Source organism: Pontibacter roseus DSM 17521 (assembly GCF_000373265.1).
GTDB classification, from domain to species: domain Bacteria; phylum Bacteroidota; class Bacteroidia; order Cytophagales; family Hymenobacteraceae; genus Pontibacter; species Pontibacter roseus.
The window spans coordinates 553,801-571,337 of the sequence record NZ_KB890762.1 but is presented as its reverse complement, the minus strand read 5'-3'; the positions used below and the strand labels follow the sequence as shown (position 1 = coordinate 571,337).

At 52.6% G+C, this 17,537-nt stretch carries 18 protein-coding genes; 14 read left to right on the top strand and 4 right to left on the bottom strand.

From position 1 onward, the window contains the following. The first annotated feature begins 52 nt into the window (after positions 1-52). The 5 genes from B051_RS0109075 to B051_RS0109050 all read left to right on the top strand — a co-directional run bounded on the left by B051_RS0109075 (position 53) and on the right by B051_RS0109050 (position 4,974). Positions 53-793 carry an energy transducer TonB gene (locus B051_RS0109075; protein WP_018477882.1) on the top strand — a complete coding sequence of 247 codons (741 nt, stop codon included), beginning with the start codon at positions 53-55 and terminating at the stop codon, positions 791-793. 87 nt (positions 794-880) lie between these two features. Continuing rightward, positions 881-1,933 (top strand): FUSC family protein, encoded by a 1,053-nt coding sequence (locus tag B051_RS0109070; protein WP_018477881.1) that lies wholly within the window; start codon positions 881-883, stop codon positions 1,931-1,933. An 83-nt stretch (positions 1,934-2,016) separates the two neighbouring features. Further along, the gene (locus B051_RS0109065) at positions 2,017-2,772 is read left to right on the top strand and encodes a metallophosphoesterase (RefSeq protein ID WP_018477880.1); all 756 of its coding nucleotides are present in this window, start codon (positions 2,017-2,019) and stop codon (positions 2,770-2,772) included. 472 nt (positions 2,773-3,244) lie between these two features. After that, positions 3,245-4,129 (top strand): N-acetylmuramoyl-L-alanine amidase family protein, encoded by an 885-nt coding sequence (locus B051_RS0109055; RefSeq protein ID WP_018477878.1) that lies wholly within the window; start codon positions 3,245-3,247, stop codon positions 4,127-4,129. A gap of 245 nt (positions 4,130-4,374) precedes the next feature. Continuing rightward, entirely contained in the window at positions 4,375-4,974 is a 600-nt protein-coding gene (locus B051_RS0109050) for a hypothetical protein (protein ID WP_018477877.1), read from the top strand. Positions 4,975-5,046: 72 nt separating this feature from the next. Here the strand turns inward: B051_RS0109050 and B051_RS0109045 are convergent, their stop codons facing one another. Beyond that, entirely contained in the window at positions 5,047-6,303 is a 1,257-nt protein-coding gene (locus B051_RS0109045) for an alkaline phosphatase family protein (RefSeq protein WP_018477876.1), read from the bottom strand. 191 nt (positions 6,304-6,494) lie between these two features. Between B051_RS0109045 and B051_RS0109040 the strand changes: the two genes are divergently transcribed. Next, a complete protein-coding gene (locus tag B051_RS0109040) occupies positions 6,495-7,874 on the top strand; it encodes an MBL fold metallo-hydrolase RNA specificity domain-containing protein (protein WP_018477875.1) in 1,380 nt (459 codons plus the stop codon). Between the two features lie 9 nt (positions 7,875-7,883). Here B051_RS0109040 and B051_RS0109035 read toward each other — a convergent pair whose 3' ends face one another. Next, entirely contained in the window at positions 7,884-8,345 is a 462-nt protein-coding gene (locus B051_RS0109035; protein WP_018477874.1) for an RES family NAD+ phosphorylase, read from the bottom strand. Beyond that, on the bottom strand, positions 8,342-8,770 hold the full coding sequence (parS, locus tag B051_RS0109030) for a type II RES/Xre toxin-antitoxin system antitoxin (RefSeq protein ID WP_018477873.1): 429 nt from the start codon (positions 8,768-8,770) through the stop codon (positions 8,342-8,344). The genes B051_RS0109035 and parS overlap by 4 nt, the downstream gene beginning before the upstream one ends. Before the next feature lie 263 nt (positions 8,771-9,033). On the opposite strand from parS, the gene B051_RS0109025 reads away from it, so the two are divergent. The 3 genes from B051_RS0109025 (at position 9,034) to B051_RS0109015 (ending at position 11,583) form a co-directional block, all read left to right on the top strand. Then, complete coding sequence (locus B051_RS0109025) at positions 9,034-9,747, top strand: tetratricopeptide repeat protein (RefSeq protein ID WP_018477872.1); 714 nt, start codon at positions 9,034-9,036, stop codon at positions 9,745-9,747. Positions 9,748-9,821: 74 nt separating this feature from the next. Further along, a complete protein-coding gene (locus tag B051_RS0109020) occupies positions 9,822-10,523 on the top strand; it encodes a tetratricopeptide repeat protein (RefSeq protein ID WP_018477871.1) in 702 nt (233 codons plus the stop codon). A gap of 202 nt (positions 10,524-10,725) precedes the next feature. Next, positions 10,726-11,583: an OmpA family protein gene (locus B051_RS0109015; protein WP_018477870.1), complete on the top strand. Its 858-nt coding sequence runs from the start codon at positions 10,726-10,728 to the stop codon at positions 11,581-11,583. Positions 11,584-11,671: 88 nt separating this feature from the next. Here B051_RS0109015 and B051_RS0109010 read toward each other — a convergent pair whose 3' ends face one another. After that, complete coding sequence (locus B051_RS0109010) at positions 11,672-12,199, bottom strand: DUF2062 domain-containing protein (protein WP_018477869.1); 528 nt, start codon at positions 12,197-12,199, stop codon at positions 11,672-11,674. Positions 12,200-12,420: 221 nt separating this feature from the next. On the opposite strand from B051_RS0109010, the gene B051_RS0109005 reads away from it, so the two are divergent. From B051_RS0109005 to B051_RS21110, 5 genes are all read left to right on the top strand, one after another. Further along, positions 12,421-13,215 carry an SDR family NAD(P)-dependent oxidoreductase gene (locus B051_RS0109005; RefSeq protein ID WP_018477868.1) on the top strand — a complete coding sequence of 265 codons (795 nt, stop codon included), beginning with the start codon at positions 12,421-12,423 and terminating at the stop codon, positions 13,213-13,215. A gap of 69 nt (positions 13,216-13,284) precedes the next feature. Then, positions 13,285-14,433, top strand: a complete 1,149-nt coding sequence (locus B051_RS0109000; RefSeq protein ID WP_018477867.1) for a helix-turn-helix domain-containing protein — start codon at positions 13,285-13,287, stop codon at positions 14,431-14,433. A gap of 80 nt (positions 14,434-14,513) precedes the next feature. Then, complete coding sequence (locus B051_RS0108995) at positions 14,514-15,668, top strand: acyltransferase family protein (RefSeq protein ID WP_018477866.1); 1,155 nt, start codon at positions 14,514-14,516, stop codon at positions 15,666-15,668. Positions 15,669-15,767: 99 nt separating this feature from the next. After that, positions 15,768-16,718: a helix-turn-helix transcriptional regulator gene (locus B051_RS21970; protein ID WP_018477865.1), complete on the top strand. Its 951-nt coding sequence runs from the start codon at positions 15,768-15,770 to the stop codon at positions 16,716-16,718. 66 nt (positions 16,719-16,784) lie between these two features. Beyond that, a complete protein-coding gene (locus B051_RS21110; RefSeq protein ID WP_018477864.1) occupies positions 16,785-17,537 on the top strand; it encodes a hypothetical protein in 753 nt (250 codons plus the stop codon).

The window sequence follows — 17,537 nt, the reverse complement described above, 5'->3', positions numbered from 1 at the left end:
AGAGCCAAGTAATAGATAATACCAACTCAATTATTCACATACACCAGTAGATTTGAAAAGTATAGCCACGCTCCTCTTCACAGCCTTCCACCTCACAGGCCACCATACGCAGGCACAAATTGGTAGCCCAGCCAATTTGGCCACAGCTACTGCGCCCTCTGAGGTGGAGGTAATCTACAGCCAGGAAAGCCTGCCATCCACTGGTGAGAAGTTAGGTGAAGTAAGATTCACAAAAGGCCGTAAAACCCTTTGCGACATCCATGATTTACTGGCACTGGCAAAAGCACAGGCGGCTGAAAAAGGTGGCAACGCCATCTACGTCACGTCTATCAAGTCGCCAGCCAATGGCAGAGGGTGCTTCAACATAGAGGCAGATATCTACAGACTGCAGGAAGCTTATGTCTCAACGCCAATCACAGATTTTCCTAAGAGCGGTTCTGTCACAAACTCCAATGATGGCTATACCTATACCGAAAGCGTTCCCGAATTCCCCGGAGGTGAAAGTCAGATGCTCGCCTTCATTATCCGAAACTTCAGCTATCCAGCCTCAGCACTTCGCGACAAAATAGAGGGCAAGATAATTGTGAATTTTGTCGTGCATAAAAGCGGTAAAGTAGGGAGCGTACAGGTGAAACAAGGTGTGCGAGATGACCTGGACCAGGAGATAGTTCGCATCATTGCGAGTATGCCCGAATGGGTGCCGGGCTTCCAAAACGGGAAAGCTGTGGATGTTGCCTACAACGTTCCCATCAACCTGAGCTTACCGCAGCGTAAAAAGAAAGCAGCAAAATAGAAAGTCTTCCACTCTCTCAGCAGTAGCAGACACATGCAGACTCGGCCACAGGCTAACCAATTGCAGCGGCTTCAGTAATAGTCTGGAATGGATAGAGTCATAGACATACTGGAAAAGCTGGGTCTGACCTTGCAAATCGCGAAAACAGCCTTTGCCGCTTCACTTTCCTGGTTCATCGCCTCTACCCTCCTGCAATCGGAGTACCCTTACTTCGCAGCAATCGCCTCTATCATCACGGTACAGGTCACGGTGGCGGACTCCGTCAACAAGGCCTCTCAGCGCATCATCGGCATTATCGGCGGCGTGTTGCTGAGCATGCTGCTGGGCCTTTGGTTCAAGGTGAATGCTTTTTCCATCTTCTTCGTCATCCTGATTGGCATGGCCATTTCTAAGGCTTTGCGCATGAACCCGCAGATTATCTCGCAGGTGGCCATCAGCTCTTTGCTGGTGCTCGCCTTCGGGCAGAGCGAAGAAGGCTACGCCTACGAGCGGATTGTGGAGACGGTTCTGGGTTCAGGTATAGCCGTGGCCATCAACGCCCTGATTGTACCGCAAAACGCGATTCCGGAGGTGGAGCGGAGTGTACTCAGGTATAGCCAGTTGGCGGCGGAGACGCTGAGGAGCCTCAGTGCCTTGATGGACACGACCAGCAAGCGCAAACGATTTGGCCGTGCCGAAGTGGACGCCCTCATCAAAGAGGCAGCTGATTGCCGCAAAACACTCGACCTGGCGGAGCAAAGCCTTAAGTATAACCTCCTACTCACACACAACCGAATCGCTCTGAACCGCCTTGCCGTCCATATTGCTAACTTGGAGAGCATCACCATCCAAATCAGGGGCATCCGCAGAAGCCTGGCAGATTTGCAAAGGATAAAAGCTTTCCGGACTGAATATACAGGAAAAGAGCAGCTGAAACGTGCCATGGAAGCTACCGCCCTTTGTATCGCCGCCTATGGGCAAAGCGTGGTAGGAGATTCAGGAGCTGATTTGGCTCAACTGAAGGAGGCGAACCAACAGGCACTGGTAGAACAGGAACGGTGCCTGCAGTCTCTTGCCCATATCACCTCACTGGAAGCACTGCGCGATGTGGGTAGCATCCTGACTGACCTGAGCCGCATTGTGGCTGAGACGGAAAGGTGACATGATTGGCCAGCCCCGCCAAGCACAAAGCTGTACCGTATTTATAGATGAAGGTATAGCCCATAATGTAATCTTTTGACAGTATGAAGCGGTTCGTTACATCCGATAGCCATGGTGGTTACAAAGCACTGGTGCAGTGCTTGGAGCGTTGTAGTTTTGATAAGGATAATGACCAGCTGATTTTCCTGGGGGATGTAGTGGATGGCTGGTCGGAGACGAAAGAGAGCATAGATTTGCTGCTGACGTTAAAGCACCTGGTATACCTGCTCGGCAACCACGACCAGTGGGCGTTGGAATTCTATTCAGGCAAAATGGCAGGCAACGATAGGGTGCAGCAGGCTTGGCTGCGGCAGGGGGGCACGGCTACCGTTGCCTCCTACGGACATGGCACAGGTATGCCCCCCAAGCACTTGCGACTGCTGCAGCGCGCAAAGCTATACCATGTTACCGAAGACAACATCCTCTGCGTTCATGCCGGCTTCGACATAGAACAAGCCATCGAGATGTCGACAGTCTATACCCTGCTCTGGAGCAGAGGCTTCGTGGAGGAGCGCTTTACAAGATTCTCGCAGCAGCAGGATGCCACCGTCACAACCTACAAAGAAGTCTACATTGGCCACACGCCCACCTTCCTGCTGAACCGAAAGCAGACTACCCCGCTGCAGATGGGAAACGTCTGGCTCCTAGACACCGGCGCTGGGTTTACCGGCTGTCTTTCAATTATGGACATCGACACCAAACAGGTATGGCAATCGGACAAGGTGATGACCCTCTACCCGGACGAGGCAGGCAGAAATGGCATCAGCTGGAATGAAATGAATTTGTTCAAGATGGACTAAACCAGCCACGGGTACCCAACGCATCATGCCTCTTTTTCACTATTGACCAGGCAAGTGGTACTGTGGCTGCTACTGAAATAAAAGAGATAAATAAATGACTGATGCTATGCATTTTATAAAGGGATGCTATATCGTTGCCAACCAAAGCCTACCTGATGCTCCAACCCATAAGCAGCGGTTTCGTATGTCCTTTTACATTAGGTGTTTTTTATATAGCTATACCTGTATTTTTAGCAGTATTTAAAGAATCTCTTTTATCCCTCACCCTTTTTTACTAATATCGGATTCAGAATATATGCCGGTAAAATTTATTGCTTTGCGTACGATTACTCTCAACCTCCTCTTCTTCCTTGTCTGCTTCCATACCTTCGGACAGAGCCCGAGTCTCCAGGTCGTGGCTATGCCCGGCGATGGCATCTATACCCTGCTCCGACGCCACGGTCTCAGCCCCTCCGAGCATTTGAGCAGATTCATGGAACTCAACAAGGAACGCTTCGGAAAGGACAATGGCCTGATTGCAGGCAAGGAGTATGTGCTTCCTGCAGCGTCCTCTGCCCCAGACAAGACGGGTGTATCTCCTGAATATAAGGCCGCCGAGCCCGAGAAGAAATTAGCTGCCAGAGTGCTCACCATGCCACTTTTTGGCGAGAAGTATGAGCGGGTGGAAATAAAGTCCCAGAAGCTGCAGGGGGCGGTATACTACCTCTCTGCTGGTCACGGCGGGCCTGACCCGGGGGCCGTAGGCAAGTATGGCTCCAACGACCTGGCCGAAGACGAGTACGCCTATGATGTCACCATACGCCTGGCACGGGTGCTGATGGAGCATGGCGCCACCGTCTACATGATTCTGCAAGACCCGGATGATGGCATCCGTGATGAGGGTGTGCTGAAGATGGACTGGGACGAGGTGGCCTACCCGAACAAGAAGGTTCCGCTCAACCACAGTGCCCGTCTGCGCCAGCGCACCGAGGCAGTCAACAGCCTATACTCGAAACACAAAGGGGCCTACCAGCGCATGCTGTCCATACACGTAGACAGCCGCAGCGAAAGCCAGAACATTGATGTGTTCTTCTACCACCATGAAAACAGCCGTGATGGGGAGCAGTTGGCCAAGAACATCCACCAAACCTTCACGTCGAAATACAGGCGCTATCAGCCCAACCGCGATTACTCGGGCAATGTGTCGCAACGCAGTAGCCTCTATGTGATTAAGTACAGCCATCCCCCTACCGTATTCATCGAGCTTGGCAACATCCGCAACGACAAAGACCAGCGACGCTTCGTCATAGCAGACAACCGGCAAGCCCTCGCCAACTGGATTTACGAAGGCCTTTTGTCCGATTATACTTCCAAGTAAAACCAGAAGGAGCAGCCCATTCACAGGCTGCTCCTTCTGGTTTTATGGGTAAGCGCTGGCTTTTCCTGCATCCAAATCCCTTTCGATAAGATGGTCACTTGCAGGTATAGGCATTCATGTTACAGACGCCCAAAGTATTGTAAATTAGATTATTAACGTGAATTTCCTAACTATGATATGTAGGTTTCGTTCAATATTGTATAAATAATACAATAATTCTTATTCAATCTATGAGGCCTACGACTATGAAACGATTTCTTCTCATTCCTTTTTTTCTGTTTTTCCTGGTAACCGGCGCCTTTGCGCAGGACGTGGACATCAGCAGACCGCAAACGACGGCACCAGTGGCCGGGGATGCCATACAGCAAGGTAACTGGCTGGTGGGCGCCACCATCGGCTCCCTAGGTTACAACTTCAAATCCGAGACTTTTCAGTTGGCCATTGAGCCGAGAGCAGGATTCTTCATCAGTGATAATGCCGCCATAGGCGCGCAGGCGCAGTTGGGACTCCAGTTTTATGATGGTGGAGAGAACTTCAGCTATGGCCTGACCCCCTTTGCCCGCTACTACTTCCCCGAGGGAGCCGCACCCACGCACCGCTGGTTTGGAGAGGCGGTGGCGGGCTTTGCCGGCAGCTCCCTGAAGGACAGCGACGGTGACCGAATATTCGGTTCTGTATTGGGGTTAAGAGCAGGATATGCGCACTTTGTGGCGAGCCATGTAGCCCTGGAAGGGACGCTCAACTACACCCGCACCAGCGCCGATATCTCCATTGGTACGGCTACTTCTGGTCTTTCCCTCGGTTTGGGTTTCCAGATATACCTGCCGGGTAGAGCGAACCGCTAAGGTATAGCACATGAAAAGAAGAAGCCTGCCCAGACATAAGTTTAGGCAGGCTTTTTTTCATGTGTATCTAGGCTACAGTACTTCTTTCAAAAGCTTCCCTTTGCCGTCAATCTTGTGGTCAAAGGTCAGGCCTAATAGCTTGGCAATAAGTGGGTATACCTCCACATTCTCAAACGTGGGCACTTTCACCCCTTTCCTGAAGGCTGGGCCCCAGGCGTAGAAAGTGGCGTGCATTTCTTTCACTTGGCAGGCATCGTAGCCATGCGTGCCCGGTGAGGGTTTGCGCGAAGAGAAATGGAAAACCTTTGGGGCATCTGACAAGAGTAGGATGTCACCAATGCGGCCATACCTGTCATCCTTCTTGCCGTAGCGCAAGTGTCGCGGCATGTTCTTCTTCCTGTATACCTGGTACTTAGTCGCCTCTTCCTTCAATTGCCTGTAGGTGCTTCGGATGGCTTTTTTGTTTTTGGCGTGCAGTTCCACCACCATGCCTCCACCTGATACCATAAACTTGGCCGTGTCGATAGCAGCAGGAAGCGGCAACGTGTTCTCGGTGTCGATGTGCAGCATGCCATGGTCCGACACGAAAATGAAGTTGACTGGCAGGCCAGTAGTCGCCACGGCATCGGTCAGCTGCTTCATGTGGGTGTCTAGTTCTTGCACGGCTTGTTTGGTCTCCGGGGCGTCGGGCCCGTAGCGGTGGCCGGCGTGGTCCACCTCCGGCAGGTAAAAAGTGATGAGGTGCGGCCGGCGCTCCTCTGGCAGGTTTAGCCAGTCTACCACGGTTTGTATACGCTTCTCCATCGGCATCACCTCGCTATACTGGTAGTGGTAAGTGGGCAGTATACCTTGTATGGGCGCCTCGGAACCTACCCAGAAAAAGCTCGCCGACAGCATCTGTTGCTGCTCGGCCAGTACCCATAGCGGAGTGCCGCCATACCATCTGCCGTCTTCCACCTTACTGCGTTCACGCATGGAATAGGACTCCTTCCGCTGCGGGTCATAGAAATAGTTGTTCACCAGGCCGTGGTGCGCCGGGTATAGGCCTGTCACAATGGAATAATGGTTGGGGAATGTCTTGGTAGGAAAGGCAGGAACCATGGATTCTGCCTGCACCCCCTGCTCCCGCAGCGCCAGCAGGTTCTTGGCCTGGTATTTATCGGCATAATCGTAGCGGAAGCCATCTGCCGAGATAAGAATGACGTACGGCTTCTGCTGCTGCTCCGGGCTGTTTTTTCTGTTAGGCGCTACGCGCTGCGTGGTATCCACCTGCGCAACTGCCAGGGTTTGGCTGAGTACGCAGGCTAAAACAATAAGGAATGATTTCATACCTGCAAAGTTACTCCGATTGCAGTTATTGTTACAAACCTGCGTGTTATTTCATCGTTAAATCCGCCCTTCCTACTCCTTATATGTGTCGTATTGTCCTGATTGTATGATGATACATTCTATATATGAAAGGATTTTCATACATTAGGTTTGACCATTGCTATACCTCGTCTGCCCCTAACTAAAAAACTATGCTCCAGAAACCCTCTCCCATCCAAATCAAGTTTCTTGGCGGTGCCGGCACTGTCACCGGTTCCAAAATCCTGGTTAAGACGGACAGGCACCAGGTCCTCATAGACTGTGGCCTCTTCCAAGGGCTGAAACAACTCCGGCTCCTAAACTGGCAAAAGCTGCGCGTAGACCCGGATGAACTGGACGCCGTTATCCTGACGCATGGCCACCTGGACCACTGCGGTTATCTGCCCGTGCTGGTTCAAAATGGATACAATGGCCCTATCTATGCTACCCCGCCTACACGTGATGTAACCAACATCATTCTCTTGGACAGCGCCAAAATACAGGAAGAGGACGCTGCTGCAGCCAACCGCAAAGGGTATTCCAAGCACCACCCGGCCAAGCCGCTCTATACCTCGGGCGATGTGGAGATGACCATGCCCTTGTTCGAGACTTATGATGACGGGGAATGGGTGGTTATCAATGAGGATTTCTCGTTTTGCTTCCGCAAGAGTGGGCATATACTCGGGTCGGTGTTTGTGGAGCTCAAGTGCCAGGGGCGCAAATTCGTCTTTTCCGGCGACCTGGGCCGGCGACAGCCTATCCTCATGGAGCCGCCCGCTTTCGTGCAGGAAGCTGACTACGTGGTGCTGGAATCCACTTACGGGGACAGGCTGCATGCCCAGACTTCGCCCTATGATGAATTGCAGGAAATCGTCCACCATACAGTGGCGAAAGGCGGTGTGCTGGTGATTCCGAGTTTTGCTGTGGAGCGGGCCCAGGAGCTGCTGCTCTTGCTCAACACGTTGCGCGAGGATGGCAGCATACCGGCTATACCTATCTACCTGGACACCCCCATGGGCATTGACGTGACGGAGCTATACCTACGGTACCGCGACTGGCACAGTCTCTCCGATGCCGAGTGCCGCACCATGATGCACAACGTGCACGTCATTCGGGATTACGTACAATCGATGCACGTGTTGGATAAGCAGGGTCCAAAAATCGTGATTGCCGGAAGCGGAATGGTAACGGGTGGCCGTGTGATGCACTACCTGGAGCGCTTGCTGGGCGACAGCCAGAACACGGTGCTGCTGGTAGGGTTTCAGGCGCCGGGTACCCGGGGTAACCTCCTGCGCAGCGGCGCAACCGAATTGAAAATGCAGGGCCGCTACTACCAGGTGAAGGCGGAAGTGCGGCAAATCTCTACGCTTTCCGCCCATGGGGACCAATCGGACCTGTTATGGTGGCTCAGTCACTTGAAAGATGCGCCGCAGCGGATATTCCTCAACCATGGGGAAGCGCAGGCTCTGGAGGCTTTCCGACTCAAAATAACGGACACACTAGGCTGGCCAGTGACTATCGCGGAAATGGGCACCACCTATGATTTGCAGTAAGGATATTGGTTATTTGACGAAAAGCCGCTTATCGAACTCAAAGGGCTCTGTAGCCGCGACCTGTACCTTCCCGAAATCCCGGTGCCTAGGGTTGATGAGGTAGTTGTGCGTACCTTGCACCGTGGCAGAAGGCACCTTCATCACCAGGAACTCTGTTTCCAGGACAAAGGCATCGCCAATCTCCTGCGTGATGTTCGGGTGGGGAAACGATTTCCAGGTGGTGGGCAGGCTGTCTTCAGTCACTTCTTTCATCGGCACATCGTCTGGAAGCGTAATGTGCACCAAGTGGTAATCTTTTGGCACGATGCCGAGCGGCATGTGAACGGCCACCTCTACGGTGCAGAGCGCGATAGACTCACTGGTATACAGCATGGCGATGCCTTTGCTGTTCCAGCGGCCTCCCGCCAGCTCGGCTCCCTTTCCGGAGAGGTCGTTGCGGTACAATCCTTTGCTCAGGCGGTATACCCTCATGCCAGCACACCGTGCTCTATGCGGGTCAGTTCGTCGCGCAACAGGCCGATGCCAAAAGTGCTGTCCAGCAGCTCCTTGGGCCGGATGCTGCCCAGCGCCACGTTTTTGGCCTCCAGCCAGGCATCGAAGTTCGCCTTGTCGCCAAACACTTCTATGCCCTTGTTGTACACCAGTGTTATCTCCAGAATCTTCTCCGAGTGGAGCGGGTCGAACTTGCGCTTTTCCTTTTTGTAACGCTGGAACGTGCGCTCAGACAGGTGCAGGAAGTTAGACCATTCGCTCGTGCTGAAGGGGCTTTTGTCCGCGATGTTCTGGAACATGGCATACTTAATACCTTCGCGTACCGTGCTGATGAGCATGAATACATCCTTGTCGTCAATTAATTTGTAACTGAGGCTGTCCTCTAGTTTCAATGCGCGTCCCATACCTGTGTGTCTTTACTTTTTCAAATATACGAAAGTTGTCATTAAAATAACGTCAATTGTCGCTTTAAAAGTTTAAAAATTATCCATTTACCTCCTGAGCTAGTGAGGCTGTCAATTGTCGCAGGTATAGCTGGTTAGGTATAGCAGTATGTAGTTAAGTCCTTTCAAGCCAAAGTTACCTGAAGTCAGCACACAGGAATTGCACCCAAAGACACACTTTTCGGCTTGCTCCGGCGTTAGTACCCAAACCAACCTTTCACAACATGCGACTCTGGATACTGGCAGTCGGCTTCGTAGCAGCGGGTCTTGGCGCCTGCAACTCCCAAAGTGCCCTCACCGAGAACAAACAGAAACCCAAGCAAAATTTCACTGTGTCAGACGTGGTGACGGTTTCAAAGCCGAGAACCACGCAGGAAAAACAGCAGCGTCAGAAGTTGCTGCAGAGGGATGTGAAGCGCTTCAAGAGCCGTAAATTGGCGGCGACCTATTACGTGATGGAGGCGAAGCGTACTTTCAATGAGGAGAAACTAGACTCCGCCAGCTATCTTTTCGGACGCGCCTGGCTCTTGGATAGCACCAATCAGGACGTGTACTGGGGCTACGGACTGGTATACGGACAGCAGAAGGAGTTTGACAAAGCACTCTTCATCCTGTACAAAGCGCTGGACAGCGACAACGACAACCCCCGCCTGCTCACCGATGTGGCCACCACGCACCTGGGTCGGTTCTACGAGGAGAGCAACCCCGAAGACCTGCTGCAGAGCAGGAAACTCCTGCAGAAAGCGGCCTCCTACTCACCTGACAAGGCGGATATCTACTACAAGCTGGCCATCAACTCTTACTACCTGCGCGAGTATGGCAGTGCCTGGCGCTACTTGCATAAGAGTCTGAGCAAGGACGAGAGCCTGGCCGAGCCCACCTTCATTGCCGCCCTGCTCGAGAAGCAGCAGGACCCGCAGGGCAAATACCAGCGTTAGTTTGTGTATTACGGCTCAAAGCAGTATTTTAGACGGAGAATACCGACACAACGACCGACCTGATTTTGCACCACATGAAGAAATTACTATTGGCCGCGACAGCGCTCCTGTTCTGCGCCACCACTGCATTTGCACAGGAGCAACCTGGCACACCACATCCCAAGGTACTGCCTATGTTTGGGAACGTTCCTAAAACGGAGGCGGAGCAGAAGGCCGATGAGAAGTTCCTCAGCAGCTGCGACAAAAGCTTCTCGAGCAGAACCGAGGCCAGCAGCTTCTTTATGGAGCGCGGCTGGGAGTATTTCAACGAAGGTCAGATTGACACAGCCGTATACCGCTTCAACCTGGCCTGGCTCCTGAACCCTGACAATGTCAATACTTACTGGGCCTTTGGACTGGTGGAGAACAGCAAAGGCAATACAGCGGATGCCATTGGCTTGTACGAGCGTGCCTTGAAGTACCAGCCCAAAAATTCATTGCTGCTGTCCGATGCCGCCGGTGCCTACCTCAAGCTGTATACTGAGAACAAAAAGAAGAAGGATTTAAAAAAAGCGACGGCATACCTGGACCAATCGTTGGCTGCCGATAGCAAGAACGCCTACGCCCTCTTCAACCTCTCGCAGGTAAAGTTCCATGAAAAGAAATACGCCGATGCCTGGGATTACCTGCACAAGAGCCGGGAAATAGACATGCGCACGCTAGACTACCAGTACTTAGCCAATCTCATGGCACAGATGCCCGACCCAACGGGACTGTTTAAAGGAGAAGAGCAGTAAAAGCATCGCCCCGGCAAACCAGTCGGGGCGATTTCATTTCATGCCATACCAAAAACCGTAATACCTGAGGTGGGCAGACACCGTAGCTCCGGTATCAAATGATTACCTAAAGCGGGCAAATATGCAGTTTTGGCCTTTCCTGTTTTCCTTTTATTCCTATATTTGTTCAGACACCCTTGAACCAACCTTTTAGTATAGTGATATGAAGAAAAATCTTTACAGAGCATCGGTATACCTGTTGGCAGGAAGCATGGCGCTCTCCTCCTGTGTGGTATCCAAAAAGAAGTACGATGACCTGCTGGCTCGCAAAAACTCCCTGGAGATAGACAAATCTGGTCTGGAGCAGCAGAAGGCGTCTCTAGAAGACGAAAAGGCAAGACTAGAGCAGGAGCGCGCCGAGTTAGAGCGCCAGAAGGCCGAGTACCAACAGAGCCTGCAACAGGCCTTGAAAGAAGGCAAAGCTCTGGGCGAGACGCTCAACTTGAACAAGAGCCAGATAGACAAGCTCAACGCCGACCTGAAGGCGCGGGAGCAGCGCCTGGCAGAGCTGCAGCGCATATTAGACGAAAAGGACAAAGCCGTGAACGCTCTTCGTTCTAAAGTGAGCAACGCATTGCTGGGTTTCAACGACAAGGACCTGACCGTGAATATCCGCAACGGCAAGGTATACGTGTCGCTGGCAGAGCAGCTGCTTTTCAACTCCGGCTCTACTAAAGTGGACCCTAAGGGCGTAGAAGCCCTGAAGAAACTGGCTGCCGTTCTCAAAGAGCAACAGGATGTGAACGTGGTGGTGGAAGGCCATACCGACGATGTGCCAATCGCCAGAGGAACCGTGGGCATGCAGGACAACTGGGATTTGAGCGTGCTCCGTGCTACAGAAATCACCCGCATTCTGACCCAATCCGGCGTGCAGCCGGACCGCGTGACGCCATCGGGACGCAGCCTCTACGTGCCGCTTGACAACGCCAAGACCAAGGAGGCCCGTCAGAAGAACCGCCGCACCGAAATCATCCTGACGCCCAAGCTGGATGAGTTGTTCCAGATTCTGGAGAATGCCTAAGTCATACCTGTATACCATGCAAAAGGCCAGCCTCACCAGGCTGGCCTTTGTGTTTGTACAATATATACTTGACAGCTAAGAAATCGTGTTATACCTCCGCCTCGATTGTTAGCGGTGCGGCAGGCACATCCAGGACTGGTGCCGGTTTGGGCAGCACGCGGTGCAGGATAGGGAGAAACAGGAAATAGAGGGCAGCGCCGACAGGCAGGGCCAAAATAGCCCAGGCAGAAACAGCAGCCAGGTTAGCCATCCAAAGCTTGTTGAGCGCCTCAAGCCAATCCAAGCGAAACATGGCAATCATCTCATCCAGCGAAAGCTTGAGTTCATCCAACCCAAACAGGAAAATGCCTGCCTTGATGAACGGGATGATGAGGAGTAATTGGATGGGGTGCACCAGGTAGCTGACCAACACAGTGGCCGCTATGTTAAGACGCAGACGGGCTGCCAGGGCAGTTCCCACCACCGTCGTGACACCCAGGGCCGGCAGAATGCCCACCACTGTACCCAGCGCCAGGGTAACGGCAAGCTTATGCGGCGTCATACCCTGCTTAAGCAACTGGAGCACGGGCTGCACGATTCTGCGCCTGAAAAAACCGATGATGATGGAAGATGACAAACCTTTGACTAAACCCGTAATAAATGAGGATGGATGCATGAGGAGAACACCCCTCTACTAGAAGACGCCTAACCGTACTAAACAGTTGCAAACAAGGCAGCATAAATTATGCCACTATATAAGCTTCTTTTAATACTTGTTTGGTGCAGAAGTAACCTACGGCAGTCGCTTTTGTTCAATCTGCTTTTTTTAATTAGGCCACATAAGAGATAAATTAGGCTATGATTCAATTTGACTTCTCAGGAAAGCTCGCTTTGGTGACCGGTGGCAGCTCAGGGCTGGGTTTTGCCACCGCAAAGGCCTTGGCAGAACACGGCGCCACCGTTCTCATTGCCTCCCGCAGCCAAACCAAATCACAAGCAGCCATTGAAAAAATAGATGGAGAAGTTCATTTCATTCAAGCTGATATGTCGGAAATGGCAGACGTGCACCACTTGTTCGACGAGATAAACACCCGCTATGGCAGGCTAGACATCGCCATCAACAACGCGGCAGGCGAGTCAGGTATAGGAAAGCCGCTATCCAGATTTGAAGAGGCTGAATTTGACAACACCATCAACACCAATCTCAAAAGCGTCTGGCTCTGCATGAAACGCGAGATAGAACTCATGCAGCAGCACCCAGAGGCCGGTGGCCACATCGTGAACGTGTCTTCGGTCAATGGTCTGGGCGGAGTGGAATACGGTTCCATCTATGCGGCCACCAAAGCAGGCGTTATTGCGCTGGCCAAGTCAGCAGCCTTGGAACTGGTAGGCACCAACATAATGGTGGATGTGCTGGTACCGGGGGCCTTTGATACGCCTTTACTGCAAAAAGCCATGGAAACGCAGACAGGAGGCGACCCCGACAAGCTCCTGCTCATCCGACAGCAGTACGAGCAGCTGATACCAAAAGGGCGCATCGGCTATCCAGAAGAATTTGCCAGCACCATAATGTGGATTTGCTCCGGCAAGAGCCCGTACATGAGCGGGCATACCTTCATAATAGACGGCGGCATGAGCAGCAGGATGCGGTGAGCCCCAAAGCACAGGTATAGCCTGGGCGTATTGCAATTTGTTCTTCTGAAGAGTACATTAGCAGCTGTTATGGGTCAACACTTTCTCCGGATAGATTTGTATGCCGCCGTGCTATTGCTAGGGGTCGTTCAGGGATTTTTCTTGACCTTGCTGTTCCTGCTCCGGCGCCCGCACCGCCAGCCCTATCACAACCTGCTGCTGGCTGCGTTGGTAGCCTCCTTTGCCAGCGTCATTCTGGAGATTTTTCTGTGTTACTCGGGGCTCATGTTCCGTACCTTGCCGCTCGTCAATTTTTCGGAGCCGCTCAACTTTGCCCTGGGTCCTGTCACATACCTGCTGCTGAGGAGCCTGTGTGGCAAGGATTGGAAACCAAAGCAGTGGCTTCACTTCCTTCCTTTTGCCTTCTACAGCCTCTATCGATTGTCTTTCCTGCTGCAGCCTGAGGCGGTCAAGTACAACGCCTATATCAACGCGTATTTCCCGCACCTGCCCCGGTTGGATGTCGCCTATACCTGGAACCCGGACCCGCTATACTTGTCCCAGTGGGTGAATGAGATGACACTGGTGCATATCACCGCCTATGTGGTAGTTTCCTTTCTCCACTTGCGTGCCTCCCGGCAGTCGCAGCGCCTGAACACCTATTTTTACTCATGGTCGAGGATGCTGCTCTTCTTCTACGCCGCTACCATCCTGCTTTTCCTGTTGCTCAAGCTCACCTTTGAGCAAGACCTGGGCGACCATCTCTTCGCCGTGTTCATGACGGGTCAGCTTTTCTTCATAAGTTACAAGATGCTGACGGGTTCAGCGTTTTTCCGCCCGGTGGTGCAGGTCAAGTATGAGAAATCGGCGCTAAGCGAGGAGGCCAAACAGTCGTTGTTGCAGAGGCTGCGGGCTGCTGAGGAACAAAAGTTCTTTGTGCAGCCCTCTGCCAGTCTGCCCGGTCTGGCCAGCCAACTGCATACCTCTCCACACTACTTGTCGCAGTCGCTGAATGAGTGCCTGGGCAAGAGTTTTTTTGAATACCTGGCGGAATTGCGTGTGCAGGAGGCGCAGCACATCCTTTCAAACCCCACCCTGCAGCACCTCAAGATTGAGGAAGTAGCCGAGCAGACGGGCTACCTCTCCAAGTCCGCCTTCAGCTCCGCTTTCAAGAAGCAGACGGGGCTCACGCCGGGGCAATTCCGCAAAAACAGCAGTTCTGTGGGTGCTTCCCTATAAACTAGCACCTCGCACCTGCCGGCAGATGCCATGTCCAGAGTATCTCTTGGTTATGTTTGGTCCACAAAAGAGCATCTACTATGGAAAATCAACTGAAAACGAGACGTTACGAGCTGGACTGGCTGCGGGTGCTGGCTTTTTCGCTCCTCATCTTCTACCACACCGGCATGTTTTTCGTGTCCTGGGAGTGGCACGTCAAGAACAATGTGCTGAGCGAGACGCTGGAGCTTCCCATGCTTTTCCTGAGCCAATGGCGCATGTCGCTCATCTTCCTGATATCAGGGGCGGGCGTATACCTGGCTATGGGTTACCGGGGCGCAGGGGCCTTTGCAATGGACCGGGTGAAGCGCATCCTGGTTCCTTTGCTAGTGGGTATCCTGGTTGTGGTGCCGCCCCAGGTATACTTTGAGCGTCTCACCCAAGGCCATACCTACAGCTATGCTTCCTTCTGGCCCACCATCTTCGAGTTCATACCCTATCCCGAAGGCAATTTCAGCTGGCACCACCTGTGGTACCTGGCCTACATCTTTACCTATAGCCTGTTGCTGCTGCCGCTGTTGCGCTTCCTACGCAGCAAGCGTACCGATTTTACACACGGCAAAGGCTGGTTTTTGCTGCTGGTACCTCTCTTGCTGAGCGTCGGCGAGATGCTGCTCCGGGAGAAGTTTGATGCCACCAACGCTCTGGTAGATGACTGGGCGAACCACTTCCTGTATGGCAGCCTTTTCCTGCTCGGCTTTGGCATCATCTCCTCTCCTACTCTACAGGATAAAATCAGGCAGGCTCGGTGGTATAGCCTGGGCGGTTCGCTGCTGCTGGTCACGGTGCTTTATACCCGCTACTGGCTCCCCGACCCAGATTTGGAAGGTATGGAGCTGAACCTGTACTGGGTGCTGAAATCGTTTAACCGGTGGGGCTGGATAATGACCATACTGGGCTTTGCCATGCAGCACCTGAACGTCAGGCATCGGTACTTGCCGCTGGCCAACCAGATGGTCTACCCCTTCTACATCTTGCACCAAACGGTGATAGTGGTGTTGGGCTATTACATGCGGGAGTGGCCCTGGCCTGTGGCTGCCAAATTCGCGTTGCTGGTGACTGCTACCTTCCTTATTTGCTTCGTGCTGACCCGCTTCGTAATCATGAAAGTGATTTGGCTGCGGGTGCCATTCGGGCTGAAGCCAGAGAAAAAGAAACCTGCCGCTATTGAACCAGCACCGGTACAGGCAGTTTAATCCGCTATAATGGTGCGGTCGCTAAAAAAAGAATAGCTGATGAGATGAATGCGTGTAAATAAGTTATTTTAGGATGTATTTATACCTTAATGAAAGCCTATGTTCCTGAAGGAGTTCCCAGACTATGCATGGCTGAAAAGGCAGGCGGAGACGGCCTTTGAGAATCGGCTTGTGGTCAAGGGAGCACCACTCAAAAAAGACGGCTGGCCCCTCGTCATCCTCAACACCCACACACGCCACTGTCACCGTCAGAACATCAAAGGCCCATTCACCATTTTCACCAACATCAGCGGTACCTCCACCGTCAGCACAGGCAGGCAACGGGTGCAGGTAGATGAAGACAGTTTCTTTATCACGAACCGCGCCCAGTACTACTCGCTGGAAGTGGACAGCGAGCAGGATGTGGAGACGTTCAACATGCACCTGGGGCGGGACGTGTGGGAGGACTTTGTTTACAGTCAGTCACTGGAGCAAACCACCCTGCTCGACAACCCCTTCGAGTCCAGTACATCCGCTGTCAGTGAATTTCCCAACCTGTTGCAGCTTCAGACCAGTCAGATGTCAAAAGCTATCCAGCACCTGCACCAGCTTTCCAAACAACCACATAGCGGTAGCCTGGAAATAGAAGAAGCCCTCTTGCCCCTATTGCTGGGCTTGGCCTTCCAGAAAAAAGAGCTGACCAGGCAGGTGCTGCGCATACCTACGCTCAGGCCGGCTACCCGGCAGGAACTATTTCGCCGTGTCTGTATGGCTACAGATTATATGCTTTCCAAATCCACGGAAACTGCGCCGCTGGAGCGATTGGCTGCTATGGCATGTCTTTCTAAATTCCACTTCCTGCGCACCTTCACGAGCATACATCGCACAACACCGCACCAATTCATGCTCCAGCAACGGCTCAGGCGTGCACAACGCCTGCTCTCAAAAACTAGGCTAGCCGTGGGAGACATTGCACTGTTGTGTGGTTTCCCGGAGGTATCCACGTTCAGCAGAGCCTTCCGGAAAGCGATGGGCACTACGCCACACCAGTACAGGCTGCAGGTGAATTAGCAATTTTTGTCAAACAAGAAGCTGGCTACATGCCGATATTTGCAGAGTAACCATACCTACAAGCTTATGGAAAAGACCTATTATCCGATGGTAGCCGCTGGCTTTGTTGCGCTGGCCATTGTTTGCCTGGTATGCCTCTTGGCAGGCACATATAAAACCTTTATCCGGATGGGTATACCTGACAGAAAGGCGCGACGCAGAAATCTCATGGTGGCTGTGGTGCTTCTTATCTGGATAGGCATTGCAAGTGCCCTCGCAATTTCTGGTATACTAAGCGACTTTGCGTCCATACCACCCAAGTTTGCCATTGTTATTGTGGCTCCATTGGTTTCTGTGGTGCTGCTCATGCGTTGGCCGGTTTTCAAGAATTTCCTGGCACACGTACCCGACTCCTGGCTTTGCTACATACAGGTTTTCCGTGTGCCGGTAGAGCTGTTCCTGTGGCTGTTGTTCCTCGATAACCTGATTCCCGTTCAAATGACGTTTGAAGGTCGAAACTGGGACGTGCTGACTGGTCTGACAGCCCCATTAGCCGCTTATGTTTGCTTTGGGCAAGGACGGAAGCGCAGGCAGCTGGCACTTATTTGGAACCTGGTAGGTATGGCGCTACTGCTCAACATTATTTCTGTAGCCATGCTCTCTACCCCTTCCCCCTTCCGGATGTTCTTCAATGAGCCGGCGAACACCATCGTAGCGACCTTTCCTACTGTGTTGCTGCCGGCCTTACTGGTCCCCATCGCCTACACCATGCACCTATTCTCCATCCAAAAAATCCTGATGCGGCAAGAGACGTCCGCGCCTGCCACTGCTTTCAGCTAG

Bases quoted from the DNA above. Each gene is read 5' to 3' on its own strand.
- B051_RS0109070 (WP_018477881.1), top strand. From the start codon at position 881: ATGGATAGAGTCATAGACATACTGGAAAAGCTGGGTCTGACCTTGCAA.
- B051_RS0109065 (WP_018477880.1), top strand. From the start codon at position 2,017: ATGAAGCGGTTCGTTACATCCGATAGCCATGGTGGTTACAAAGCACTG.
- B051_RS0109055 (WP_018477878.1), top strand. From the start codon at position 3,245: ATGGAACTCAACAAGGAACGCTTCGGAAAGGACAATGGCCTGATTGCA.
- B051_RS0109050 (WP_018477877.1), top strand. From the start codon at position 4,375: ATGAAACGATTTCTTCTCATTCCTTTTTTTCTGTTTTTCCTGGTAACC.
- B051_RS0109045 (WP_018477876.1), bottom strand. From the start codon at position 6,303: ATGAAATCATTCCTTATTGTTTTAGCCTGCGTACTCAGCCAAACCCTG.
- B051_RS0109040 (WP_018477875.1), top strand. From the start codon at position 6,495: ATGCTCCAGAAACCCTCTCCCATCCAAATCAAGTTTCTTGGCGGTGCC.
- B051_RS0109035 (WP_018477874.1), bottom strand. From the start codon at position 8,345: ATGAGGGTATACCGCCTGAGCAAAGGATTGTACCGCAACGACCTCTCC.
- parS (WP_018477873.1), bottom strand. From the start codon at position 8,770: ATGGGACGCGCATTGAAACTAGAGGACAGCCTCAGTTACAAATTAATT.
- B051_RS0109025 (WP_018477872.1), top strand. From the start codon at position 9,034: ATGCGACTCTGGATACTGGCAGTCGGCTTCGTAGCAGCGGGTCTTGGC.
- B051_RS0109020 (WP_018477871.1), top strand. From the start codon at position 9,822: ATGAAGAAATTACTATTGGCCGCGACAGCGCTCCTGTTCTGCGCCACC.
- B051_RS0109015 (WP_018477870.1), top strand. From the start codon at position 10,726: ATGAAGAAAAATCTTTACAGAGCATCGGTATACCTGTTGGCAGGAAGC.
- B051_RS0109005 (WP_018477868.1), top strand. From the start codon at position 12,421: ATGATTCAATTTGACTTCTCAGGAAAGCTCGCTTTGGTGACCGGTGGC.
- B051_RS0109000 (WP_018477867.1), top strand. From the start codon at position 13,285: ATGGGTCAACACTTTCTCCGGATAGATTTGTATGCCGCCGTGCTATTG.
- B051_RS0108995 (WP_018477866.1), top strand. From the start codon at position 14,514: ATGGAAAATCAACTGAAAACGAGACGTTACGAGCTGGACTGGCTGCGG.
- B051_RS21970 (WP_018477865.1), top strand. From the start codon at position 15,768: ATGTTCCTGAAGGAGTTCCCAGACTATGCATGGCTGAAAAGGCAGGCG.
- B051_RS21110 (WP_018477864.1), top strand. From the start codon at position 16,785: ATGGAAAAGACCTATTATCCGATGGTAGCCGCTGGCTTTGTTGCGCTG.